The sequence below is a fragment of the Flavobacterium sp. XS2P24 genome (assembly GCF_030010285.1).
GTDB classification, from domain to species: Bacteria; Bacteroidota; Bacteroidia; order Flavobacteriales; family Flavobacteriaceae; genus Flavobacterium; species Flavobacterium algoritolerans.
The window spans coordinates 38,195-57,777 of record NZ_JASCRU010000007.1 but is presented as its reverse complement, the minus strand read 5'-3'; the positions used below and the strand labels follow the sequence as shown (position 1 = coordinate 57,777).

18 protein-coding genes and 1 tRNA gene are annotated in these 19,583 nt (G+C 33.7%); 13 read left to right on the top strand and 6 right to left on the bottom strand.

Annotation, left to right across the window (positions count from 1 at the left end; genetic code table 11):
- Nucleotides 1-83: 83 nt before the first annotated feature.
- The 6 genes from QLS31_RS07450 (at nt 84) to QLS31_RS07425 (ending at nt 8,341) form a co-directional block, all read left to right on the top strand.
- Nucleotides 84-1,904, top strand: coding sequence for a hypothetical protein (locus QLS31_RS07450; RefSeq protein ID WP_282712667.1), 1,821 nt, complete (start codon nt 84-86; stop codon nt 1,902-1,904).
- 191 nt (nt 1,905-2,095) lie between these two features.
- Nucleotides 2,096-2,413 carry a hypothetical protein gene (locus QLS31_RS07445; protein ID WP_282712666.1) on the top strand — a complete coding sequence of 106 codons (318 nt, stop codon included), beginning with the start codon at nt 2,096-2,098 and terminating at the stop codon, nt 2,411-2,413.
- A gap of 176 nt (nt 2,414-2,589) precedes the next feature.
- On the top strand, nt 2,590-3,096 hold the full coding sequence (locus QLS31_RS07440; RefSeq protein WP_282716449.1) for a hypothetical protein: 507 nt from the start codon (nt 2,590-2,592) through the stop codon (nt 3,094-3,096).
- Nucleotides 3,097-3,274: 178 nt separating this feature from the next.
- A complete protein-coding gene (locus tag QLS31_RS07435; protein WP_282743328.1) occupies nt 3,275-3,823 on the top strand; it encodes a hypothetical protein in 549 nt (182 codons plus the stop codon).
- Nucleotides 3,824-3,962: 139 nt separating this feature from the next.
- Entirely contained in the window at nt 3,963-6,494 is a 2,532-nt protein-coding gene (locus QLS31_RS07430) for a PIG-L family deacetylase (protein ID WP_282743327.1), read from the top strand.
- A 122-nt stretch (nt 6,495-6,616) separates the two neighbouring features.
- Entirely contained in the window at nt 6,617-8,341 is a 1,725-nt protein-coding gene (locus tag QLS31_RS07425; RefSeq protein WP_282743326.1) for a sodium:solute symporter, read from the top strand.
- Between the two features lie 293 nt (nt 8,342-8,634).
- On the opposite strand, the gene QLS31_RS07420 is transcribed toward QLS31_RS07425, so the two are convergent.
- From QLS31_RS07420 to QLS31_RS07400, 5 genes are all read right to left on the bottom strand, one after another.
- Nucleotides 8,635-9,480 (bottom strand): DUF2911 domain-containing protein, encoded by an 846-nt coding sequence (locus tag QLS31_RS07420; RefSeq protein WP_099715261.1) that lies wholly within the window; start codon nt 9,478-9,480, stop codon nt 8,635-8,637.
- A 51-nt stretch (nt 9,481-9,531) separates the two neighbouring features.
- A complete protein-coding gene (locus QLS31_RS07415) occupies nt 9,532-10,206 on the bottom strand; it encodes an HAD family hydrolase (RefSeq protein WP_282743325.1) in 675 nt (224 codons plus the stop codon).
- Between the two features lie 66 nt (nt 10,207-10,272).
- Nucleotides 10,273-10,986, bottom strand: coding sequence for a tRNA threonylcarbamoyladenosine dehydratase (locus tag QLS31_RS07410; RefSeq protein WP_099715259.1), 714 nt, complete (start codon nt 10,984-10,986; stop codon nt 10,273-10,275).
- 25 nt (nt 10,987-11,011) lie between these two features.
- The gene (locus tag QLS31_RS07405) at nt 11,012-11,668 is read right to left on the bottom strand and encodes a TatD family hydrolase (RefSeq protein ID WP_282743324.1); all 657 of its coding nucleotides are present in this window, start codon (nt 11,666-11,668) and stop codon (nt 11,012-11,014) included.
- Nucleotides 11,668-12,270 carry a DUF1684 domain-containing protein gene (locus QLS31_RS07400; RefSeq protein ID WP_282743323.1) on the bottom strand — a complete coding sequence of 201 codons (603 nt, stop codon included), beginning with the start codon at nt 12,268-12,270 and terminating at the stop codon, nt 11,668-11,670. The genes QLS31_RS07405 and QLS31_RS07400 overlap by 1 nt, the downstream gene beginning before the upstream one ends.
- 281 nt (nt 12,271-12,551) lie before the next feature.
- Here QLS31_RS07400 and QLS31_RS07395 point away from each other — a divergent pair, with 281 nt between their 5' ends.
- From QLS31_RS07395 to QLS31_RS07380, 4 genes are all read left to right on the top strand, one after another.
- Complete coding sequence (locus QLS31_RS07395; RefSeq protein WP_099715256.1) at nt 12,552-13,769, top strand: MFS transporter; 1,218 nt, start codon at nt 12,552-12,554, stop codon at nt 13,767-13,769.
- Nucleotides 13,770-14,040: 271 nt separating this feature from the next.
- The gene (locus tag QLS31_RS07390; RefSeq protein ID WP_099715255.1) at nt 14,041-14,409 is read left to right on the top strand and encodes a BlaI/MecI/CopY family transcriptional regulator; all 369 of its coding nucleotides are present in this window, start codon (nt 14,041-14,043) and stop codon (nt 14,407-14,409) included.
- A 43-nt stretch (nt 14,410-14,452) separates the two neighbouring features.
- Entirely contained in the window at nt 14,453-16,231 is a 1,779-nt protein-coding gene (locus QLS31_RS07385) for a M56 family metallopeptidase (RefSeq protein ID WP_282743322.1), read from the top strand.
- 75 nt (nt 16,232-16,306) lie between these two features.
- Nucleotides 16,307-16,447 carry an SsrA-binding protein gene (locus QLS31_RS07380; RefSeq protein ID WP_091170625.1) on the top strand — a complete coding sequence of 47 codons (141 nt, stop codon included), beginning with the start codon at nt 16,307-16,309 and terminating at the stop codon, nt 16,445-16,447.
- On the opposite strand, the gene QLS31_RS07375 is transcribed toward QLS31_RS07380, so the two are convergent.
- Nucleotides 16,444-16,956, bottom strand: coding sequence for an adenine phosphoribosyltransferase (locus QLS31_RS07375; protein ID WP_099715253.1), 513 nt, complete (start codon nt 16,954-16,956; stop codon nt 16,444-16,446). The two genes, QLS31_RS07380 and QLS31_RS07375, sit on opposite strands and share 4 nt — an antisense overlap.
- Before the next feature lie 70 nt (nt 16,957-17,026).
- On the opposite strand from QLS31_RS07375, the gene QLS31_RS07370 reads away from it, so the two are divergent.
- The 3 genes from QLS31_RS07370 (at nt 17,027) to QLS31_RS07360 (ending at nt 19,507) form a co-directional block, all read left to right on the top strand.
- Nucleotides 17,027-17,100, top strand: a tRNA-Arg gene (locus QLS31_RS07370).
- A 176-nt stretch (nt 17,101-17,276) separates the two neighbouring features.
- Complete coding sequence (locus QLS31_RS07365; RefSeq protein WP_282743321.1) at nt 17,277-18,128, top strand: EamA family transporter; 852 nt, start codon at nt 17,277-17,279, stop codon at nt 18,126-18,128.
- A 188-nt stretch (nt 18,129-18,316) separates the two neighbouring features.
- Nucleotides 18,317-19,507, top strand: coding sequence for a TIGR03862 family flavoprotein (locus QLS31_RS07360; protein ID WP_282743320.1), 1,191 nt, complete (start codon nt 18,317-18,319; stop codon nt 19,505-19,507).
- Nucleotides 19,508-19,583 lie beyond the last annotated feature (76 nt).

Genomic DNA, 19,583 nt, shown 5'->3' with positions numbered 1-19,583 from the left:
ATTCTGAATTTTGTTAATTCGAACTCATACTAAAAGATTTTTTCTTTTGTTTCGTTAACAATGTTTAAAATTATTTTTTTATCATGTTTAAAAAACAAAGACTGGTTCTAATTATTTTGATTTTCTGCTGCCATCAGATTTCTTTTTCTCAAGTAGACAAAAAGGAAAAAGATTCTTCAGGGATGTATAAACAAATCCAGACCTATTCCAAGAAAAATAAATTTACAAAACTTCTTCATAAATTAGTTTTCAGACCAGTTAATGTAAAAACCAAAAAGAAAAAAATAGTTCCAAAAAAATTCAAAGACTTTGAAGGGAAAATTATCCGGAACATCAATATTGTTACATTAGACCCATTTGGTTATTCCGAAATTGATACTACAAAAAAAGCTAGGAATTGGGCTGAGCGAACTGGAAACAGAATTCACATTAAAACGAACAGACTTGCCATTAAGAATTTATTGCTCATCAAAAAAAACAAGCATTTAGATTCCTTATTGGTAAAAGAATCTGAACGTTTGATAAGAACACAACGCTATATCAGCCGTGTGGATGTAAGCCCGCAATTGATTCAAAACAATAAGGATTCCGTAGATATTTACATTCGGGTTTTGGATTCGTGGAGTATAATTCCAAAAGGTTCCATATCAAGTTCCAGAAGCAGTTTTGAACTGAACGACAGAAACATTCTGGGTTCCGGTCATGAATTTAATAATGAATTCAGAAACAGATTCAGTGATGGAAAAAATGCTTATCGCGTAGCGTACACGATTCCGAATTTCAAAAATACATTCATTAAAACCACTGTAAATTATCGTATAGATTTCGACGATTATTATGGTAAAAGTATCAATATTGAACGCCTGTTCTATTCTCCATTTACAAAATGGGCTGGCGGAATCTATTTTGACAAACAGTTTAGAAAAGATACACTTCCTGATAGTAATGCCGCTTTTGCTTACCAAAATTTCAAATACAACTCACAGGATGTATGGTTTGGTCGTGCCTTTAGGATTTTTAAAAGTAATACGGAGAGCGACAGAACTACAAACTTAGTAGTTGCCGGTCGGTTTTTGAATGTAAAATACCTGGAGAGTCCAACAATTGATTACGATCCCAATGATTTTTATTCTGATGAAAAATTTTCGCTAATCGGAATTGGAATCACCTCCCGAAAATTCGTTCAAGACAGCTATATTTTCAAGAATGGAATTATAGAAGATGTACCCATTGGAAAAATATTTGGAATAACTTCGGGCTATCAACATAAAAATAATCAAGAACGTTACTATCTAGGAGCTCGGGCAGCTTTTGGAAATTTTTACAAATGGGGATTTCTAAGTGCCAATTTTGAGCTGGGTACTTTTTTTGAAAAATCAAACACGAAACAGAATGCTTTTTCTTTTCAAGCTAATTACTTTACTAATTTGATGAGTATTGGAAAATGGAAATTACGACAATTTGTTAAACCTCAATTAATTATTGGTTCCAATCGTGTAAATGTTATTGGTGACCAACTTAATATTAATGAAAATTACGGAATTCAAGGATTTAATAGTGCTAATTATGGAACCGAAAAAGCAATCCTAACGTTGCAAACTCAAGCCTATGCACCGTGGAATCTTTGGGGATTTCGACTAAACCCCTATTTTAACTATTCAATTGCTATGCTAGGAAATCCCGAAAAAGGATTATTAGAAAATAAAGCATATTCCAAAATTGGGATTGGATTAATTATAAACAATGATTTTTTAGTATTTAGCTCTTTCCAAATTTCACTTTCCTACTATCCGTCCATACCGGGTAATGGTGAAAATATTTTCAAAACCAACTCTTTTGAAACTACTGATTTTGGCTTTCAGGATTTTGAGTTAGCCAAGCCACGTACGGTTATTTTCAAATAACAAAGGCGAGTCCGGCAATCTTAATTTTGAACAAAACAATTTTAAAGGACTAATTTTGAAAACATTAAAGCAAAAAAAATAATTCAATAGTGTAAATTATATAATTTAATATCATAATTATATAAGACTTCATCTGTTAATATTGCTTACTTTTATAATGTATTAAATTAATAACTAAAACTCTAAAAGAAATGAAAAAAATCACCTTTTATTTAATGATGATGGTATTATCATTAAGTGTTGTTCCAACTCAAATGTTAGCTGCAGAAAAAAATCCGACTTCGGTTTCAAACAACCCTAAAGAAGTTCCTGCTGAAGTTAAAGTATTGCTTAATCGTCTAGACGAAATAAAAGCAATGGATAAATCTTCTTTAAATTCTTCAGAGAAAAAAGAATTAAGAAAAGAAGTACGTGCCATTAAAGCCGAATTAAAATCTACAGGAAACGGTGTATACTTATCTGTAGGTGCAATTATAATAGTTATTCTTTTATTGATCCTTTTATTGTAAATAAATTTATAACTGTAGAAAAAGGAAACGAGCCTTCGTTTCCTTTTTTTATGAAGTAAAATAACACAATAAAATGTTAAATACATGATATTGGCACAATTGTTGGCTTTATCATAAAGAGATAAAATAGTAACTAAAAATTACTATCTATTAATTACTAATTAAAATTTTAAAAAATGAAAACATTAAAATTAATCATCGCAGGAATTATACTTTTTGCATCCGCAAATACGATGCAAGCACAAGTTTCAGTAAATGTAAATATAGGTACTCCACCAGCTTGGGGTCCCGCTGGTTATTCAGCTGTAGATTATTATTATTTACCGGATATTCAAGCTTATTATGATATCAGAGCCACACAGTTTATTTATTTTGGTGGAGGAAAATGGATTCGTTCCAGAAATCTACCTAATCAATACAGAAACTATAACTTGTACAATGGTTACAAAGTAGTCTTAAACGATTATCATGGTTCAAGACCATACAGTAACTTTAATACCCATAAAGTAAAATATTACAAAGGATACAAAGGTAAACCACAAAAAGCTATCGGTTCTAATCGTGGGAATAATAACAAAGTATACCAAAGTAACGGGAATAAAGGGAATAACGGAAACGGAAATAATGGGAACGGAAACGGGAACAAAGGTGGAAAAGGAAATAATGGAAATGGAAAACATTAATCCTGATTTCATATCATTAATAAAGAGAGTCTCAGCAATGAGGCTCTTTTTTTTTAGCATGTTAATCCTTAATTAAATGTTAACTTTTTCGTTTTGGCACAGTTGTTGGTTTTATTCAAAAAGCATCGTAATAACGAGCTATTATAAAAAAATTATTACTAATTAAATATTTGAAAAAATGAGAACATTAAAACTAATCGCCGTAGGAATTATACTTTTTGCATCAAGTACTATACATGCACAAGTCTCAGTAAGTTTAAACATAGGTACTGCTCCATCTTGGGGACCGGTAGGATATGCAGAAGCAGAATATTATTATTTACCAGATGTAGAAGCTTATTATGACGTAAGAGCCACACAGTTTATTTATTTTGGTGGAGGAAGATGGATACGTTCAAGATACCTACCAAACCAATATAGAAACTATGATTTATATGGTGGATACAAAGTAGTACTAAACGATTATCATGGTTCAAGACCGTATAGCCACTTTAAGAATCATAAAGTAAAATATTACAGAGGATATCATGGAAGAGAACAAAGAAATATAGGGTATAACAATAACCGTAGAGTATATGTAAACCAAAGAGGAAATGATAATCATAGAAGATATGATAATGATGACCGTAGAGAATATAAAAAACATGATAACCGAAATAACGGAAATGGACATGGAAACGGACATGGAAATGGTCGTGGTAACGGAAACGGACGTGATAGAGATTAATCACAATATTATTTAAAAGAGAGAGGGAACCTAAATGGGTTTTTCTCTCTCTTTTTTATTATTAAAGAAAACCCAAAACATTTCAGAAGAAATTATTTAATTCCTACATTTGAAGTTACTGCAAATTAAATTTTAAAAAATGCAAAAAAAATACGTATCAGCTATTCTAATCTTTCTTTTATGTTGCCAAATAACAATTGCGCAACAACCCCAAAAACCAAATTCTGTTGAAATTTACAATCAAATCCAAAAGCTTAATTTTCTTGGTTCGGTACTTTATATTGCAGCACATCCTGATGATGAAAATACCCGATTAATTTCTTATTTATCCAATGAGCAAAAAGCCCGAACGGGATATTTGTCTTTGACTCGCGGTGATGGTGGTCAAAACTTAATAGGGACACAATTACGCGAATTATTAGGTGTAATAAGAACCCAAGAACTTATCGAAGCTAGAAAAATTGATGGAGGAGAACAATTTTTTTCTCGTGCCAATGATTTTGGATTTTCGAAAAACCCAACAGAAACATTAGCCATTTGGGATAAAGAAAAAGTATTGGCAGACGTTATTTGGGCCATCCGAAAATTCCAACCCGATGTAATTGTCAACAGGTTTGATCATCGATCTCCAGGAACTACACACGGTCATCATACTTCATCGGCAATGTTGAGTGTTGAAAGCTTTGAACTGGCCAACGATCCAACTATTTTTCCGGAACAATTACAATTTGTAAAACCTTGGCAAACCAAACGCCAGTTTTTTAATACTTCTTGGTGGTTTTATGGAACTATCGAAAAATTTAATGCTGCCGATAAAAAGAATTTAATTGCCCTGCAAACTGGAGTTTATTATGCTGGATTAGGAAAATCAAATCAAGAAATAGCAGCATTAAGCCGCAGCCGTCATCAATCGCAAGGTTTTGGAAGCACAGGAGCGCGTGGTGAAGAAACAGAATATTTAGAGTTTATAAATGGAGATGCTTTAAAAGAAAAAAAATCTCTTTTTGAAGGAATTGACACCTCTTGGAACCGAGTAAAAGGAGGAAAAGCCATAAGAGAATTATTAACAACTATTGCAGCGGAGTTCAACCACAATAATCCTTCGGCAAGTATTCCAAATTTGGCGAAAGCCTACGCTATGATGAAAGCTTTGGATGAAAATCATTGGGCACCACTGAAATCCGCAGCCATAAAAGAAATTATAGCAGCCTGTTCCGGTTTGTATCTTGAAGCCGTAGCCCAAAATCAGGAAGCGACTCCCGGTAGCACTATAAAACTGAAACTTGAAGCCATTAACAGAAGTTCAGCGCCAATACAATTAGTGAGTGTGACCACTTTACCCGAACAAATAAGCACTCCTCAAAACCGCGAATTAAAAAATAATGTTCTAAACAACATCAACTTAGATTTAAAGTTACCCGAATCAATTAACTACACACAACCGTATTGGTTAAGAGAAAACGGAACCATTGGCATGTACGCCGTAAATCAGCAGCAAAATATAGGAATTCCAGATATTATTCGGGAAGCAAAAGTGGTATTTAACGTTCAAATCAACGGAATCGAAATCCCATTTGAGCGAACTGTAGTTTATAAATACAATGACGATGTAAAAGGCGAAGTGTATAATTATCTCGACATTGTTCCTGATGTTACCACTTCAATTTTGGACAAAGTATTGCTTTTTAAAGATACCAAAATTAAATATGTAGGCGTAAAAATTAAAGCGGGTAAAGATGCCGTAAAAGGAAATCTGCAGCTTGAACTGCCTCAAAACTGGGGTGTTTCTCCAAAATCGATTCCTTTTAACATCCAAAAAAAGGGAACTGAGCAAGTTGTTTATTTTGAAGTAACTGCGCCAAATAAATCTGAAGAAGCTGTGGCCAAAAGCGTGGCGATAATTGACAACAAGCGATTTGACAAAGAACAAATCATCATTAATTATGACCACATCACCAAACAACAGGTTTTAAAATCAGCTGAAGCCAAATGCATCAAAACAGATTTAAAAACGAATGAAGAAAGAATTGCATATATTATGGGTGCCGGAGACGAAGTTCCTAGTAGCTTGACTCAGTTGGGATACACCGTTACACTGATCAAACCCGAAGAAATAACACCCGAAAAATTAGAAAATTTTGATGTCGTGATGACTGGTGTTCGTGCCTACAATACTGTTACAGCATTAGCAAATAAGCAAACGATACTTTTTGACTTTGTAAAAGGTGGAAAAACAATGCTAGTTCAGTACAATACTGCAGGTGATCTTATAACCGAAAACATTGCACCTTATCCATTAAAACTGTCCCGCGACCGTGTAACCGAAGAAGATGCTGAAGTTCGATTTTTAGCACCAAACCATCCCGTTTTGAATTTCCCAAACAAAATCACTTCTAAAGATTTTCAAGGTTGGAAACAAGAACAAGGGTTGTATTACCCAAGTGAGTACGACAAAGCCTTCACTCCTATTTTATCCTCAAATGATAAAGGAGAAACACCAAAAAATGGTGCGTTGCTAATTGCTCCTTACGGAAAAGGACACTATATTTATACGGGATTAAGCTTTTTTAGAGAATTACCCGAAGGCGTTACCGGTGCGTATAAATTAATTTCCAATATCATTTCACTAAAATCATCTGAAACTATTCCTCCACAAAAAATCAAGCCTTAACCCAATATAAAATGGAAACAAAAAAAATAAAAACCTGGAAGAAGAATTATACCTGGGTACTTGTAGCCAATGCAATATACATCCTGATCTTTTGTCTCATCATGAAATTATACTCTTAAATTATGCAATTATTTGATTGGGTTATACTCATAGTTACTTTACTGTTCATCGTAATTTACGGTGCTTGGAAAACTAAAGGAAGTAAAAATGTTGAAGACTTTATTCTGGGTAGTAATGAAACACCTTGGCACATTGTGGGACTTTCTGTTATGGCAACACAAGCAAGTGCAATTACATTTCTTTCCACTCCAGGACAAGCTTATCATGACGGAATGGGATTTGTGCAATTCTACTTTGGATTGCCAATTGCTATGGTGGTAATTTGCGTCACCTTTATCCCTTTATACCACAAATACAAAGTATATACGGCTTATGAATACCTCGAAAAAAGATTTGATTTAAAAACCCGCTCCCTTGCTGCCATTCTTTTCTTGTTCCAAAGAGGTTTAGGAACCGGATTGACCATTTATGCACCAGCAATTATTTTGTCGGCAATTTTGGGTTGGAATCTTACGTACATGAATATTATTATTGGTGTATTGGTTATCATTTATACCTTTTCGGGAGGAACAAAAGCGGTCAATGTAACTCAGAAACAACAAATGTTTGTGATTATGTCGGGAATGCTAATCACCTTTTTTCTGATATTGCATTATTTACCTAATGATATGACATTTACCAGTGCGTTGCATATCGCTGGCGCAAATGACAAAATGAATATTGTCAATTTTTCTTTTGACCCAGAGGAAAAATATACTTTTTGGAGCGGAATTACAGGAGGTTTTTTCCTAGCATTGGCTTATTTTGGAACTGACCAATCGCAAGTAGGGCGTTATTTATCAGGGAAATCAGTTCGGGAAAGTCAAATGGGACTAATCATGAACGGACTTTTAAAAGTACCGATGCAGTTCTTCATTTTATTGACCGGAGTTATGGTTTTTGTTTTTTTCCAATTCAATCCTGTTCCGTTAAATTTTAATCCAAACAACAAAGCCATGATTGAAAAATCGGCTTACAAAGGCGAATACAATGCTTTGGAGAAAAAATTAGGCGATTTATCCGAAGATAAAAAAGTAATTAATCTGTTGTATATTGATCAGCTCAATCAAGATTATGACAATCCCATCCTTCGAAAAGAATTAGTGGCTTTGTCCAATAAAGAAAAAGATTTAAGAGATCGGGCTAAAGAAATAATCCTGAAAGCCGATAGCAACAGTGAAACCAATGATAAAGATTATGTTTTTTTCCACTTTATCCTTAATTATTTACCCAAAGGACTTATTGGTTTATTGCTGGCCGTTATCATTTCAGCTGCCATGTCTTCTACCGCTTCAGGACTGAATGCATTGGCATCTACAACCGCAATTGATATTTACAAACGGAATGTAAAAGAAGAAAAATCAGAAAGACATTATCTGTATGCTACAAAATTCTTTACCTTATTGTGGGGAGTTATTGCAATACTTTTTGCGTGTATTGGAACGCTGTTTGAAAATTTAATTCAATTGGTAAACATCATTGGATCCATATTTTACGGAACTGTATTGGGAATCTTTCTGGTTGGTTTTTACATACACAAGGTACAATCCAAAGCTATTTTTTACAGCGCCGTAGTAAGTCAGATCACTATTTTTATCATTTACTATTACGCTATTTATATTTTCCCAAGCGGAGAAGAAAAACTGGGTTATTTATGGCTTAATTTCATTGGAGCAATGTTAACGATAGTTATTTCGTTGCTGTTACAATGGACTATTTTCAGAAAACAGAAAGCGATTACAGCTTAAATAAGGATAGTAAAACAAATTATTGTTTTTAGTTTTTAAAAACTATTAACCGCAAATTCACAGATTTTTATATTGCTAATCTGTGAATCTGCGGTTGTTTTTTTAATTTCTAAATGTTCTTACGTAAAAATCTCTTCTACTTCGGAAGTGAGCGATAGCGAACTGGCGAAGCAATGATAATTCTATGAATACTTTATACGCAACCATCTAATAAATTACACAGTCTAAAAGTTCAAAAAAAAATCCCGTCTCGATAATCAAGACGGGATGTTTTTGTAAAACAGTTAGAATAATTAGTTTTTACTCCACTCTGCAATACTGTCTTTATTCATTTTTACGTAGTCTTGGTTTTTAGCAATTTCAGCCGCTGCAAGAGATAATTTAGCCGTTTCGATAGCACCTTTTTTATCTCCAAGTTTAGCTTGAATCAAAGACTTCAATCTGTTGTACCAAAATGGTTTGTCTTTAGACATATCCAATGCTTTGTTTACATAAACCAATGCTTTTGCATTGTCTCCATTCGATTGAAACAAAAATTGAGCAGCAGAAAAATAATCTGCTCCAGTTGGTCCCGCTAATGCTTTCTCGATATTAGCCGTTGCTTTTTGTTGAGTAGGTACTTCAAATTTTACAGCTGCATATGAGTTCTCCCAGTAAATTTCTAAAAATGCAAAATTGTTGTCTAAACCTCCAATTCCAATAGTGAAAGTTTCCACACTTTTATTCAAAGTTTCTGGTTTAACAGTTGCTCTAAGCGCAACATTTTCTTCTTTCCACTCTTCTGGATTCCCCCAGTTATCAGTAGTTTTATAAAATATTATTTCCCAGCTTTCTATTTTTGGAATAGTGTACAAAGAATATTTTCCTTTTTTCAAGGTTTTACCATCAATAACAACATCGTCGCTAAAAGATACGGTTGTATTTTCATTAGCTCCAGTTCTCCATACTTTTCCAAAAGGAATCAAGTTACCAAAAACAGCTCTTCCTTTTGCGCTTGGTCTTGAATAATTAATCTCAACATCTGTCAAACCTACGGCTTGCATGATTGTCGATTTTGGACTTGACTGAGGTGTTTTCACTTGTGCCTCAATGGTGAAATTTGCTATAATAATCGCAAATACAATGATTATTTTTTTCATGTTTTAAATTTTTATGATTTCCAAATTTACAAATTCAGTGGCTTTCAAATGTTAATTATTCCTTAATTTAGAATCAATATTCTTAACAGTATCAAAACCTAATTCATTAAAATGATTAATAACAAAATCTGCTTCTGATAAATCTTGCGACTCAGAGTGAATACTGTTGTAACCCACACACAAAATTCCGGCAGCTTTCGCCGCTTTTATCCCATTCGTGCTGTCTTCAATGACGATACAGCTTTCTTTTGGAGCAATTGATAAACTTGCTGCATGTTCAAAAATAGCAGGATGTGGTTTCGATTTAGGAAAATCTTCCCCACTTACCACATGCGTAAAATAGTCATGTAACTTAAATCTAGAAAACACTCGTTCAATGGTAACTTTGGATGCAGAAGAAGCCAGAATCAACTGCATACCATTTTGATGCAATTCTTTAATAAGATTTTCAACACCTTGCAATAATTCTAAATCAGCTTTACTGTCAAAAGCATCATTAAAGATATTCCGTTTTCTTTGAATCAAATCTTCAACTTCGTGTTCAATCACAAAAACCTCTTTCAATTTCTGAAACGTATTTCGAGTAGAAAAACCGGTAAATGAAGTATACATTTCCTCTGTAACAGTAATATTTAATTCCTCGAATTGTTTGAAATAAGCATAACGGTGTACGGGTTCAGTGTCGACAATTACACCATCCATGTCAAAAATTACGGTTTGTATCATTTTTTTTAGATTATTAGACTTTTTAGATTTTAAGGCTGTTTATTTTTTAGAACTGAATTCTGACCCCTATTTTTTAAGTAAATAGCGAATCACGGTTTCTGCGGCATACAAACCAAATAACCCTGGCATATAACTGTTTGTTCCGTAAAATGATTTTTTAAAATTGGATCCATCAGTCATTTTCAAACTCGTTTCGTCCTGAATCTCAGAAGAAAAAACCACTTTCAATTTATCAATTTTCACTTCTTTCAATCGTCTTCTGATGGTTTTAGCAAAGTAACAATTCACGGTATTGGTAATATCCGTCACTTTTACTTTAGAAGCTTCCATTTTTCCGCCAGCTCCCATACTGCTGATGATTTTTACTCTTTTTCGCTTGGCGCCAATAATTAAATTCAACTTTGGAGTCACGCTGTCAATGCAATCCAAAACATAATCAAATTCCTCTGAAACAATTTCGAAAGCACGTTCCGGCGAAAGAAATTCCTGCACGCGAGTCAATTTCAATTCTGGATTGATGTCCATTAATCGATCACCGACAATAGTCACTTTGGGTTGCCCTACGGTCGAATGTAAAGCGGGTAATTGTCGGTTTATATTGGTAATATCAACTACATCGCCATCTACAATAGTCATGGTTCCCACTCCTGCTCTTGCCAAAAATTCAGCTGCAAAAGAACCAACACCGCCCAATCCTACAACCAATACATTTGCATTTTTCAAATTATCTAAACCTTCTTTTTTGAATAAAAGTTCGGCTCTTTCTGTCCACTCTGCCATAATAAAAGTTTATTTGTTTATTTGGTTATCTGTTTATTTGATTAAAAACAGTATTAAAATTACTACTCACTAGTTTCTGTATTTCTTTGACAGAAACTCCTTTGTATTTTGCTGCCAATTCATAAACAGCTTCAATTCCTTCTTCAATTGTATCTGTTTCCAAAAAAAATCGATTATCAGGAACGCTTTTAAAAACCGTTTCTAATTCCTTATTTAGCAATAAATATTTTCCAAACGAAATATAAAATCCATTGTCCAGTAATTGTTTCGCAACTTGAGCATTTTTTGAAAACCCATGAATCAGCATTGGAACCGTAATATTCATCTTTTTCTTAATGGCAATCACTTCCTGAAAAGCCGCAACGCAATGTATCATCACTGGTTTTTGATATTGCTGCGCCAAAAGCAAATGCTTTTCGAAAACTAACTGTTGCAATTCCATTGGAACTTCGATGCGTTTGTCCAATCCACATTCGCCAACAGCGAGACAATTTGCCTCTTGTAATTTACTTTCGATTATCGCCAAATCAGCTTCTAGTCGTTCTTCAACGATAAACCACGGATGAATCCCGATAGAATAATACGGAATTGTGGCATCAAATTCCTGTGGATATTGATTTACTAATTCCAACACATTGGGCTGATTGGTCCATTTATGCGTATGCAGATTAAAGAATTCCATTAGTCGTGAAACTTTTTAACCCCAGCTTTTATCTCGATATTCAAATCGTTTTCCAATGGTACTTTTGGACAGGAATATTTATGATTATAAGCGCAATACGGATTGTACGATGTATTGAAATCAATCACAATCGTATCTCCTTTTGGGATTCTTAAATCGATATATTTACCGCCAATGTAGCTTTCCTTACCTGAAGTCAAATCTGAAAACGGCAGAAATAAATAGTCTTTATATTCTTCTTTTTTCGAAAGCTCGATATTCTTGTACACATTCAGTTTCAAATCCTGACCATCAATTGTAAAAGAAAGTTCCCCATATTTTACATACAATGGTTTCCTGTCCGTTGAAGTTTTCATTTCAAAAGGCTTCTCGTTTTCTGTTCTGACAAATGTAGCTGTCACAAAAAACTTCCCGTCAACAGGATAAAAATCAAGAGTTTTGAATTCCGCTAAATCTTCTGCAGTCAAAGGACTTGTCTTTGCATCCGCATATTCTGTATTTAATTCCTTTTGAAATTTGGCCACAGCCGAAACGTCAAATTGTTCTTGGCCAAAGCCAAAATTCAATTGTACCAAAAGCAATAAAGTAAATAGCGTTCTCATATTTATAATTTTTTGACTATCCGTTATTAATAACAATCGAAATTTTGTTGGTCTTAAAAAAATAAAGTTATTTTCTCTTGAACCATTAAGAAGTTAAGGTTCATTAAGGATAAAAAACTTAATTTTCTTAATTTCTTAATGGTTGAAAAATAAAATAAAAATTTTTCTCTGCTTAGCGGACAATCATATATAATTTTATGCAAAAATAGTTTAAAAGTTACTAGGACACAAAGACGCATCGGTACAAAGTTTTCTACCTTTGTGAAATTATAACTTTAGATATGCTCAAAACTGCTTTTCAACGCTACATAAATAATTTCAGAGGATTTACAAGAGAAGTTTGGATTCTTACACTGATTACTTTTATCAATCGTGCCGGTACGATGGTTTTGCCTTTTTTATCCAAATATTTAAAAGAAGATTTAAATTTTTCCTATGCTCAAGTCGGATGGATTATGGTCGCTTTTGGTTTTGGTTCTATGTTAGGATCTTGGCTTGGTGGAAAATTATCCGATAAAATAGGTTTTTACAGAATCATGGTTTTCAGCTTATTCACCAGCGGAATATTGCTGTTTTTAGTACAATACGTACGAACTTTTTGGGGATTGTGTTTTGCAATGTTCTTCATTATGACCGTTGCCGATATGTTTCGTCCCGCCATGTTTGTATCTCTGGGCACGTATGCGAAACCTGAAAACCGTACCAGAGCATTGACTTTAGTTCGATTAGCAGTTAATTTAGGATTTACTGCAGGACCAGCTTTGGGAGGATTAATTATTATGAATTTAGGCTACAGCGGATTATTTTGGGTAGATGGAAGTTCTTGCATTGTATCTATTTTGATTTTTACATTATTGGTAAAAGAACGCAAAAAACCAGCCGATTTGAATACGGCAGATAGCGAAACCGAAATACCTGCTTCCGTTTTCAAAGACAAGATATTCTGGATTTTTCTCTTTATCTGTTTTATAACGGCGATGCTTTTCTTTCAACTTTTTACCACTTTGCCATTGTATCACAATGAAAAATTTGGGCTGACTGAATTTCAAAGCGGACTTTTATTATCATTAAACGGACTGTTGATTTTCTTTCTGGAAATGCCAATTGTGAGTATCAGCCAAAGAAAAAACATCGATAAACTCAAAATTATTCTTTGGGGTTCGCTGCTAATGTCTATTAGTTTCTATGTTTTAATGATTAATATTTGGGCGGGAATATTAATTGTGAGTATTCTTTTTATCACTTTTGGAGAAATGTTCATCTTCCCTTTTTCCAATTCTTTCGCTTTAAGCCGAGCACCAAAAGGTCACGAAGGACGATATATGGCTTTGTTTACAATGAGTTTCAGCTTAGCGCATATTGCGAGTTCCAAAACCGGACTGGAAATCATTGCAGTATTTGGTTACCAAACCAATTGGTTTGTCATGGGAAGTTTAGGAATTCTTTCGGTTGTCGGTTGCATTTGGTTGCAAAAATTAATCCAACAGGAAAACAAATAAGTAAGTCAAAAGTTTAAATGTCATAAAGTCAAAAGGCGCAATATTGTAAACAGTAGTTTTAAATCAATCTGTTGTGTCATTTTGCCTAGTTTTTAAACACGACGTAATATAATGGTTGTTACTTAGTTCCTAAATAAACTTGTTTGACTTTGATGTTTTAGTGCTAAAAAAAATTGATTTTGGCATGAAACCTGTTTTTTTAGTTAATTAACTATATTTTTAGTTGTGTAACTAGAAAAATAGTTGTAAGTTTGATTCAAATAAAAAAATCATGCAAAAACTGACGAACAAAGAAGAAGAAATCATGCACATTTTATGGAAGCTCAAAAAAGCATTCGTAAAAGAAGTCATGGCAGAAATCACAGAAGAGCAACCCCATTACAACACGCTTTCTACTATTGTGCGGAATCTGGAAGAAAAAGGTTTTGTATCGCACAATGCCTTTGGGAACACACACCAATACTATCCTATCGTGAGTTTAGAAGACTATAGAAAACGCTTCATGAACACGGCAATCGATAATTATTTCAATAGCTCCTATAAAAACATGGTCTCCCATTTTGCCAAAGAAGAGAAAATTTCAGCAGCTGAATTACGTGAGATTTTGGCAATGATAGAAACTCAAAAAGAAGAAAAATAATCCTTCTTTAAAAAAACAACTCCAGAATAAAATCAATAATCGTATGGAAGCATTATACATTTACCTTATCAAATCCAGTGGGTTGATCGCACTGTTTTATTTGGCTTATTATTTTATGTTGCGAAAAGAAACCTTTTTTACCAGTAATCGTTGGTTTCTCTTATTGGGTTTATTCACTTCTGCGGTTTTGCCGTTAGTGGTTTATACCAAAATAATACTGGTAGAATCAAGCTCCAAGAATATTGATTGGTCAAGAATTCCAATAACAAATAGTATCGAAAACGAAGCTTTTGAAATAAATTGGTATTTAATATCTGGAATTGTTTACGCAATTGGAATAATTTTATTTCTGGGAAAATTTGTGTTCGATTTTTATAGTTTAAATACCGTTTTGAAAGGAAAAACCATCCAAAATCAAGCTGATTTTAAATTTATCGATACCACTGAAAACGTTGCTCCATTTTCTTATTTTAATACTATCGTTTACAACTCGTCCTTATACAGCAGCTCCGAATTAGAGAATATTTTGGAACACGAAAAAGTGCATAGCAATCAAAATCATACTGTAGATGTATTGATTTCAAGACTATTTTGTATTCTTTTTTGGTTCAATCCGTTAATTTGGTTGTATAAAAAAGCGATTTTACAAAACTTGGAATTCATTGCCGATAACGAAGCCACGAAAAAGATATCCGACAAAAAAGCGTATCAGTTTACGCTTTTAAAAATAACAACACACGAGAATTGTGTTGCCATTACCAATCATTTTTATCAATCATTAATCAAAAAACGAATCGTTATGTTAAACAAAAATCAATCAAAAAAATCGAATTCTTGGAAGTACGCGCTTGTACTTCCTGCATTAATTGCCTTTGTCCTTTTATTTCAAATAAAAACTATTGCACAAGAAAAAAATGAAATTAAAATAGAAAAATATTCGGTAAAAACAGAATTTCATATTACATCAAAATCTACGACTGAAGAACTTAACTCAATAAAAAAATTCTTTAAAGATGAAAATGATTTAGAAATAAGTTTTTCAGGGATCAAAACAAACAAGAATGACGAAATTATTGCCATAAAAGTTAAACTAAAAGACAAAAAAGGATCTCAAAAAATATATCAAACTTCAGAAGAAACTCCTATAAAGTCATTTACCATTTTTGCAGAAAATGATATAAATAATAATTTAAACTTCGGTTTTAGTGCTAATCTAAAAGACAATGCACATTTAAAAAATCATTTTGATCATGTAAATGCTCTCAATACTCCTAAAGATGAAGTAGCACCCAATACTGAAGTTAAAGAAATTCCAGTTCCTCCCACACCTCCAAACGCAAAAGTATTTAATACAAATAACCAAAGTGAAAAACCGTTGATAATCATAAATGGCAAAAAAGCAAATCCTAGCCTAAATTTAGATGAAATTGACCCAAATACTATAGCTACTGTAAATGTTTTAAAGGATAAAAATGCAGTTGATAAATATGGTGAACAGGCTATTCATGGAGCAGTAGAAGTTATTACAAAGGATAATAAAGGTTGGGGGGTTAGTTTTGGAACATTTGCACCAGAAGACAATATTACGAGAATCCAGAATGATAAGAATGTAGATTACAAAAAAGCAGTCATTATTATTAATGGACAAATTAGTGATTATCAAGCTTTCGATAAATTAAAACCAGAGGAAATTGACAATATGAGTGTTGAAAAAATTTCAACTAATCTAGAAGCTAGAAAAATTGCGATGATTAAGAAATACGGAGAAAAAGCAATAAATGGAATTATTGAAATTGAAACAAAAGAATTTAAAAAAAAATAAACTCCCATAAATAACCCCAAAAGACGGTCCTCATCAAGACCGTCTTTTTTATATCTTTGTCCAAAACAAAACGGTATGTATAAAATCCTGGCACAAATCAACAAAGTCATTTTACCTAGTTTTACCAAACAGCGATTGGATTTGGCGAAAGCCAAGAAATGGCAAATGGCAATTATTGGTTTTAGGTATTATGTAACCACACGTGCGCTGGATTAATACGTAATTGCGGCAAAAATTTCATTCCCTTTGATTTTCGCCCTTCCATTCAAGAAAGCTAATTCCATAAGGAAATTGCATTGCACGATTTCGCCACCCAATCGTTCTACCAATTCACAAACTGCTTTCGCCGTTCCTCCAGTTGCCAAAACATCGTCGTGAATCAGAATTCGGTCACCTTTTTGAATCGCATCGGTATGAATTTCTAAAGTATCCGTTCCATATTCCAAATCATACGTTGCAGAAATTGTTTCGTAAGGCAACTTGTTAGGTTTTCTAACCGGAATAAAACCAACATTTAATTCCTGTGCAATCAACATTCCAAAGAAAAATCCACGGCTCTCTACTCCTATTACCTTGTCAATTTTTTTATCTTTTAAGGATGAAACCAATATTTCAAGGCATTTATTCCTTGCTTCGGGCTCAATTAGCAACGGAGTTATGTCTTTAAACAAAATTCCTTCTTTAGGAAATCCCTGAATATCACGTATATAATTCTTTAGTGGCATATTTTTTTATTTTTTTATAAATTTAGACTTGCAAATTACACAATTATATCTATATTTGCACCCGCATAAAGGCCTTGTGGCGCAACTGAATAGCGCACTTGATTACGGCTCAAGAGGTTACTGGTTTGAATCCAGTCAAGGTCACAAAACCCCAACAAACGTTGGGGTTTTTTTATGGTTATACTCCCAATACTCTTACTGCATTTAGTACTGCCAATTTAAAAAAAATAAATCAAAAAATAAATATGAGTCCTTTTCAAAAGATGGATGGGCAATCCAAGCATATAAATAGTAATTTTACAGCATAAATATATAAATCTATGTTATTTCTAATCTTAAGTATTATTTGCAGTGTGACCGTGGGCGTGATATTTAAAGTCGCTCGTAAATATACCATCAGCCACACCCAGATAGTCGCTTGGAATTACCTGTTTGCATGCATACTTTGCTATGTGGCATTTAGTCCAGATTTAAATACTGTTGAAACTACAGCGCCATGGTGGCTTTATATTACTATTGGAATTTTATTACCTTCCATTTTTCTTTTTTTGGCGGCATCCATCAAACACATGGGAATAGTAAAAACAGATGCGGCCCAGAGGCTCTCATTGTTCATTCCTGTTCTTGCGGCATGGTTACTTTTCAAAGAAGAATTTAATATACTGAAAATTTCGGCTTTTGTATTGGCAATACCAGCACTGTTGCTTATTCTTACAAAAAATACCGAAAACACTAAAAACAAATGGGGTTATCCAGCGGTAGTTTTGATTGGCTTTGGAGTTATAGATATCCTCTTCAAAAAAATTGCTACTTATACCAGTTTGCCTTATACTACTTCATTATTTGTAATTTTAGGAATAGCGATGACTATTATGATTACTGTGGTTGCTTACGAAGTAATTTTAAAAAAAGTGATAATAAATATCCATAACATTCTTTTTGGCGGTTTAGTGGGTATTTTCAATTTTGGAAATATTCTTTTCTACCTTAAGGCACATCAGGAATTTTCAAAAAACCCTTCAACCGTTTTTGCTGGTATGAATATGGGAGTGATTGTCGTCGGCAGTCTTGTAGGCGTTCTAATTTTTAAAGAAAAACTGAGCAAAATGAATTTTACAGGGCTGTTTTTAGCTTTAATAGCGATTGTTTTAATTGTGCTCTCACAACAGTAAAACCAATCCATTTCTTAAGTCTAATAAATTAATTTTGGACACAATACCACTTTAATATTTAACTAAAAAGCACAAAAAACCCGTCTCGTTATGATTTTGGACAGCCTTTTTTTTGCTTTACAAATACAATAGCTAATATAAAACCCCATATCAAGGTTAATGGGTAAAACAAACCGTATTTTTGCAGCGTGAAGAAATCAGTTTCAATTATTGGAGGAGGACCCGCAGCACTTATACTCGCTGCATTACTCGATTGCAAGAAATTTACCGTTACCGTCTACGAAAAAAATAAAACACTAGGAAGAAAATTTCTGGTGGCGGGAAAAGGAGGATTTAACCTCACCCATTCGGAGCCCATAGCGGAATTGATTGCGCGCTATACGCCACCTCATTTTCTGGAAAAAGCACTCCTTGATTTTGACAACGACGATTTTCGGAAATGGATTGATACCATCGGTATTCCAACATACATCGGCAGCAGCAAACGCGTGTATCCTGAAAGTGGCATTAAACCCATAACAGTGCTCAACGCAATTCTGGATGTTTTGACTAAACAAGGTGTTGCTATTCAATACCAACATACTTGGAAAGGTTGGACCAGCGACAATGCTATTATTTTCAATACGGATACAGCAATACAATCAGACTATACCATTTTTGCCCTTGGCGGTGGAAGCTGGAAAGTAACCGGTTCTGATGGCACTTGGCTAGACTTGTTCGAAAAGCAAGATATTGCTATTGTTCCTTTTCAATCATCCAATTGTGCGTATCGTGTGAACTGGCCGGAAGATTTTATTTTGGAACATGAAGGCAGTCCGCTTAAAAATATTGCCATAAGCTGTTTGAATAAAAGACAAAAAGGCGAAGCGGTAATCACACGTTTCGGTTTAGAAGGAAATGCGATTTATGCCCTGAGTCCACAGATTAGAAAGGAATTGGAAAGCCAACACAAGGCAACAATTTTTCTGGATATGAAACCAACATTGCGGTATGATGATTTGCTCGAAAAGATTAGAAAATCAACTTTTAAAAAGACGAGCGAAACACTACAAAAAGAAGTTAAATTGAGTCCTGCACAGGTTGGTCTTTTGAAAAAATACCTTTCGAAAGAAACCTACCTGAATCCAGAATTATTAGCACAAAACATTAAAAAACTGAGTATCGAAATCACAGGTTCTGCCCTATTGAACGATGCGATATCCACAACAGGCGGTATTCAACTGAATGCTGTGGATGAAAATTTCCAATTGAAAAACAAAAATCGTAATTATTGTATTGGCGAAATGCTGGACTGGGATGCACCCACCGGCGGCTATCTTCTTCAGGCTTGCTTTAGTATGGGCATGCATCTTGCACGTCACCTGAATAGTATTTCTTAATTTTTAATATTCTATTGTTGACTCCAAAAGAGTGTTTTGTTTGCGAAATGACTTTCCAACAGTTTTTCCTTTTCAA

Bases quoted from the DNA above. Each gene is read 5' to 3' on its own strand.
- QLS31_RS07450 (WP_282712667.1), top strand. From the start codon at position 84: ATGTTTAAAAAACAAAGACTGGTTCTAATTATTTTGATTTTCTGCTGC.
- QLS31_RS07445 (WP_282712666.1), top strand. From the start codon at position 2,096: ATGAAAAAAATCACCTTTTATTTAATGATGATGGTATTATCATTAAGT.
- QLS31_RS07440 (WP_282716449.1), top strand. From the start codon at position 2,590: ATGAAAACATTAAAATTAATCATCGCAGGAATTATACTTTTTGCATCC.
- QLS31_RS07435 (WP_282743328.1), top strand. From the start codon at position 3,275: ATGAGAACATTAAAACTAATCGCCGTAGGAATTATACTTTTTGCATCA.
- QLS31_RS07430 (WP_282743327.1), top strand. From the start codon at position 3,963: ATGCAAAAAAAATACGTATCAGCTATTCTAATCTTTCTTTTATGTTGC.
- QLS31_RS07425 (WP_282743326.1), top strand. From the start codon at position 6,617: ATGCAATTATTTGATTGGGTTATACTCATAGTTACTTTACTGTTCATC.
- QLS31_RS07420 (WP_099715261.1), bottom strand. From the start codon at position 9,480: ATGAAAAAAATAATCATTGTATTTGCGATTATTATAGCAAATTTCACC.
- QLS31_RS07415 (WP_282743325.1), bottom strand. From the start codon at position 10,206: ATGATACAAACCGTAATTTTTGACATGGATGGTGTAATTGTCGACACT.
- QLS31_RS07410 (WP_099715259.1), bottom strand. From the start codon at position 10,986: ATGGCAGAGTGGACAGAAAGAGCCGAACTTTTATTCAAAAAAGAAGGT.
- QLS31_RS07405 (WP_282743324.1), bottom strand. From the start codon at position 11,668: ATGGAATTCTTTAATCTGCATACGCATAAATGGACCAATCAGCCCAAT.
- QLS31_RS07400 (WP_282743323.1), bottom strand. From the start codon at position 12,270: ATGAGAACGCTATTTACTTTATTGCTTTTGGTACAATTGAATTTTGGC.
- QLS31_RS07395 (WP_099715256.1), top strand. From the start codon at position 12,552: ATGCTCAAAACTGCTTTTCAACGCTACATAAATAATTTCAGAGGATTT.
- QLS31_RS07390 (WP_099715255.1), top strand. From the start codon at position 14,041: ATGCAAAAACTGACGAACAAAGAAGAAGAAATCATGCACATTTTATGG.
- QLS31_RS07385 (WP_282743322.1), top strand. From the start codon at position 14,453: ATGGAAGCATTATACATTTACCTTATCAAATCCAGTGGGTTGATCGCA.
- QLS31_RS07380 (WP_091170625.1), top strand. From the start codon at position 16,307: ATGTATAAAATCCTGGCACAAATCAACAAAGTCATTTTACCTAGTTTT.
- QLS31_RS07375 (WP_099715253.1), bottom strand. From the start codon at position 16,956: ATGCCACTAAAGAATTATATACGTGATATTCAGGGATTTCCTAAAGAA.
- QLS31_RS07365 (WP_282743321.1), top strand. From the start codon at position 17,277: ATGTTATTTCTAATCTTAAGTATTATTTGCAGTGTGACCGTGGGCGTG.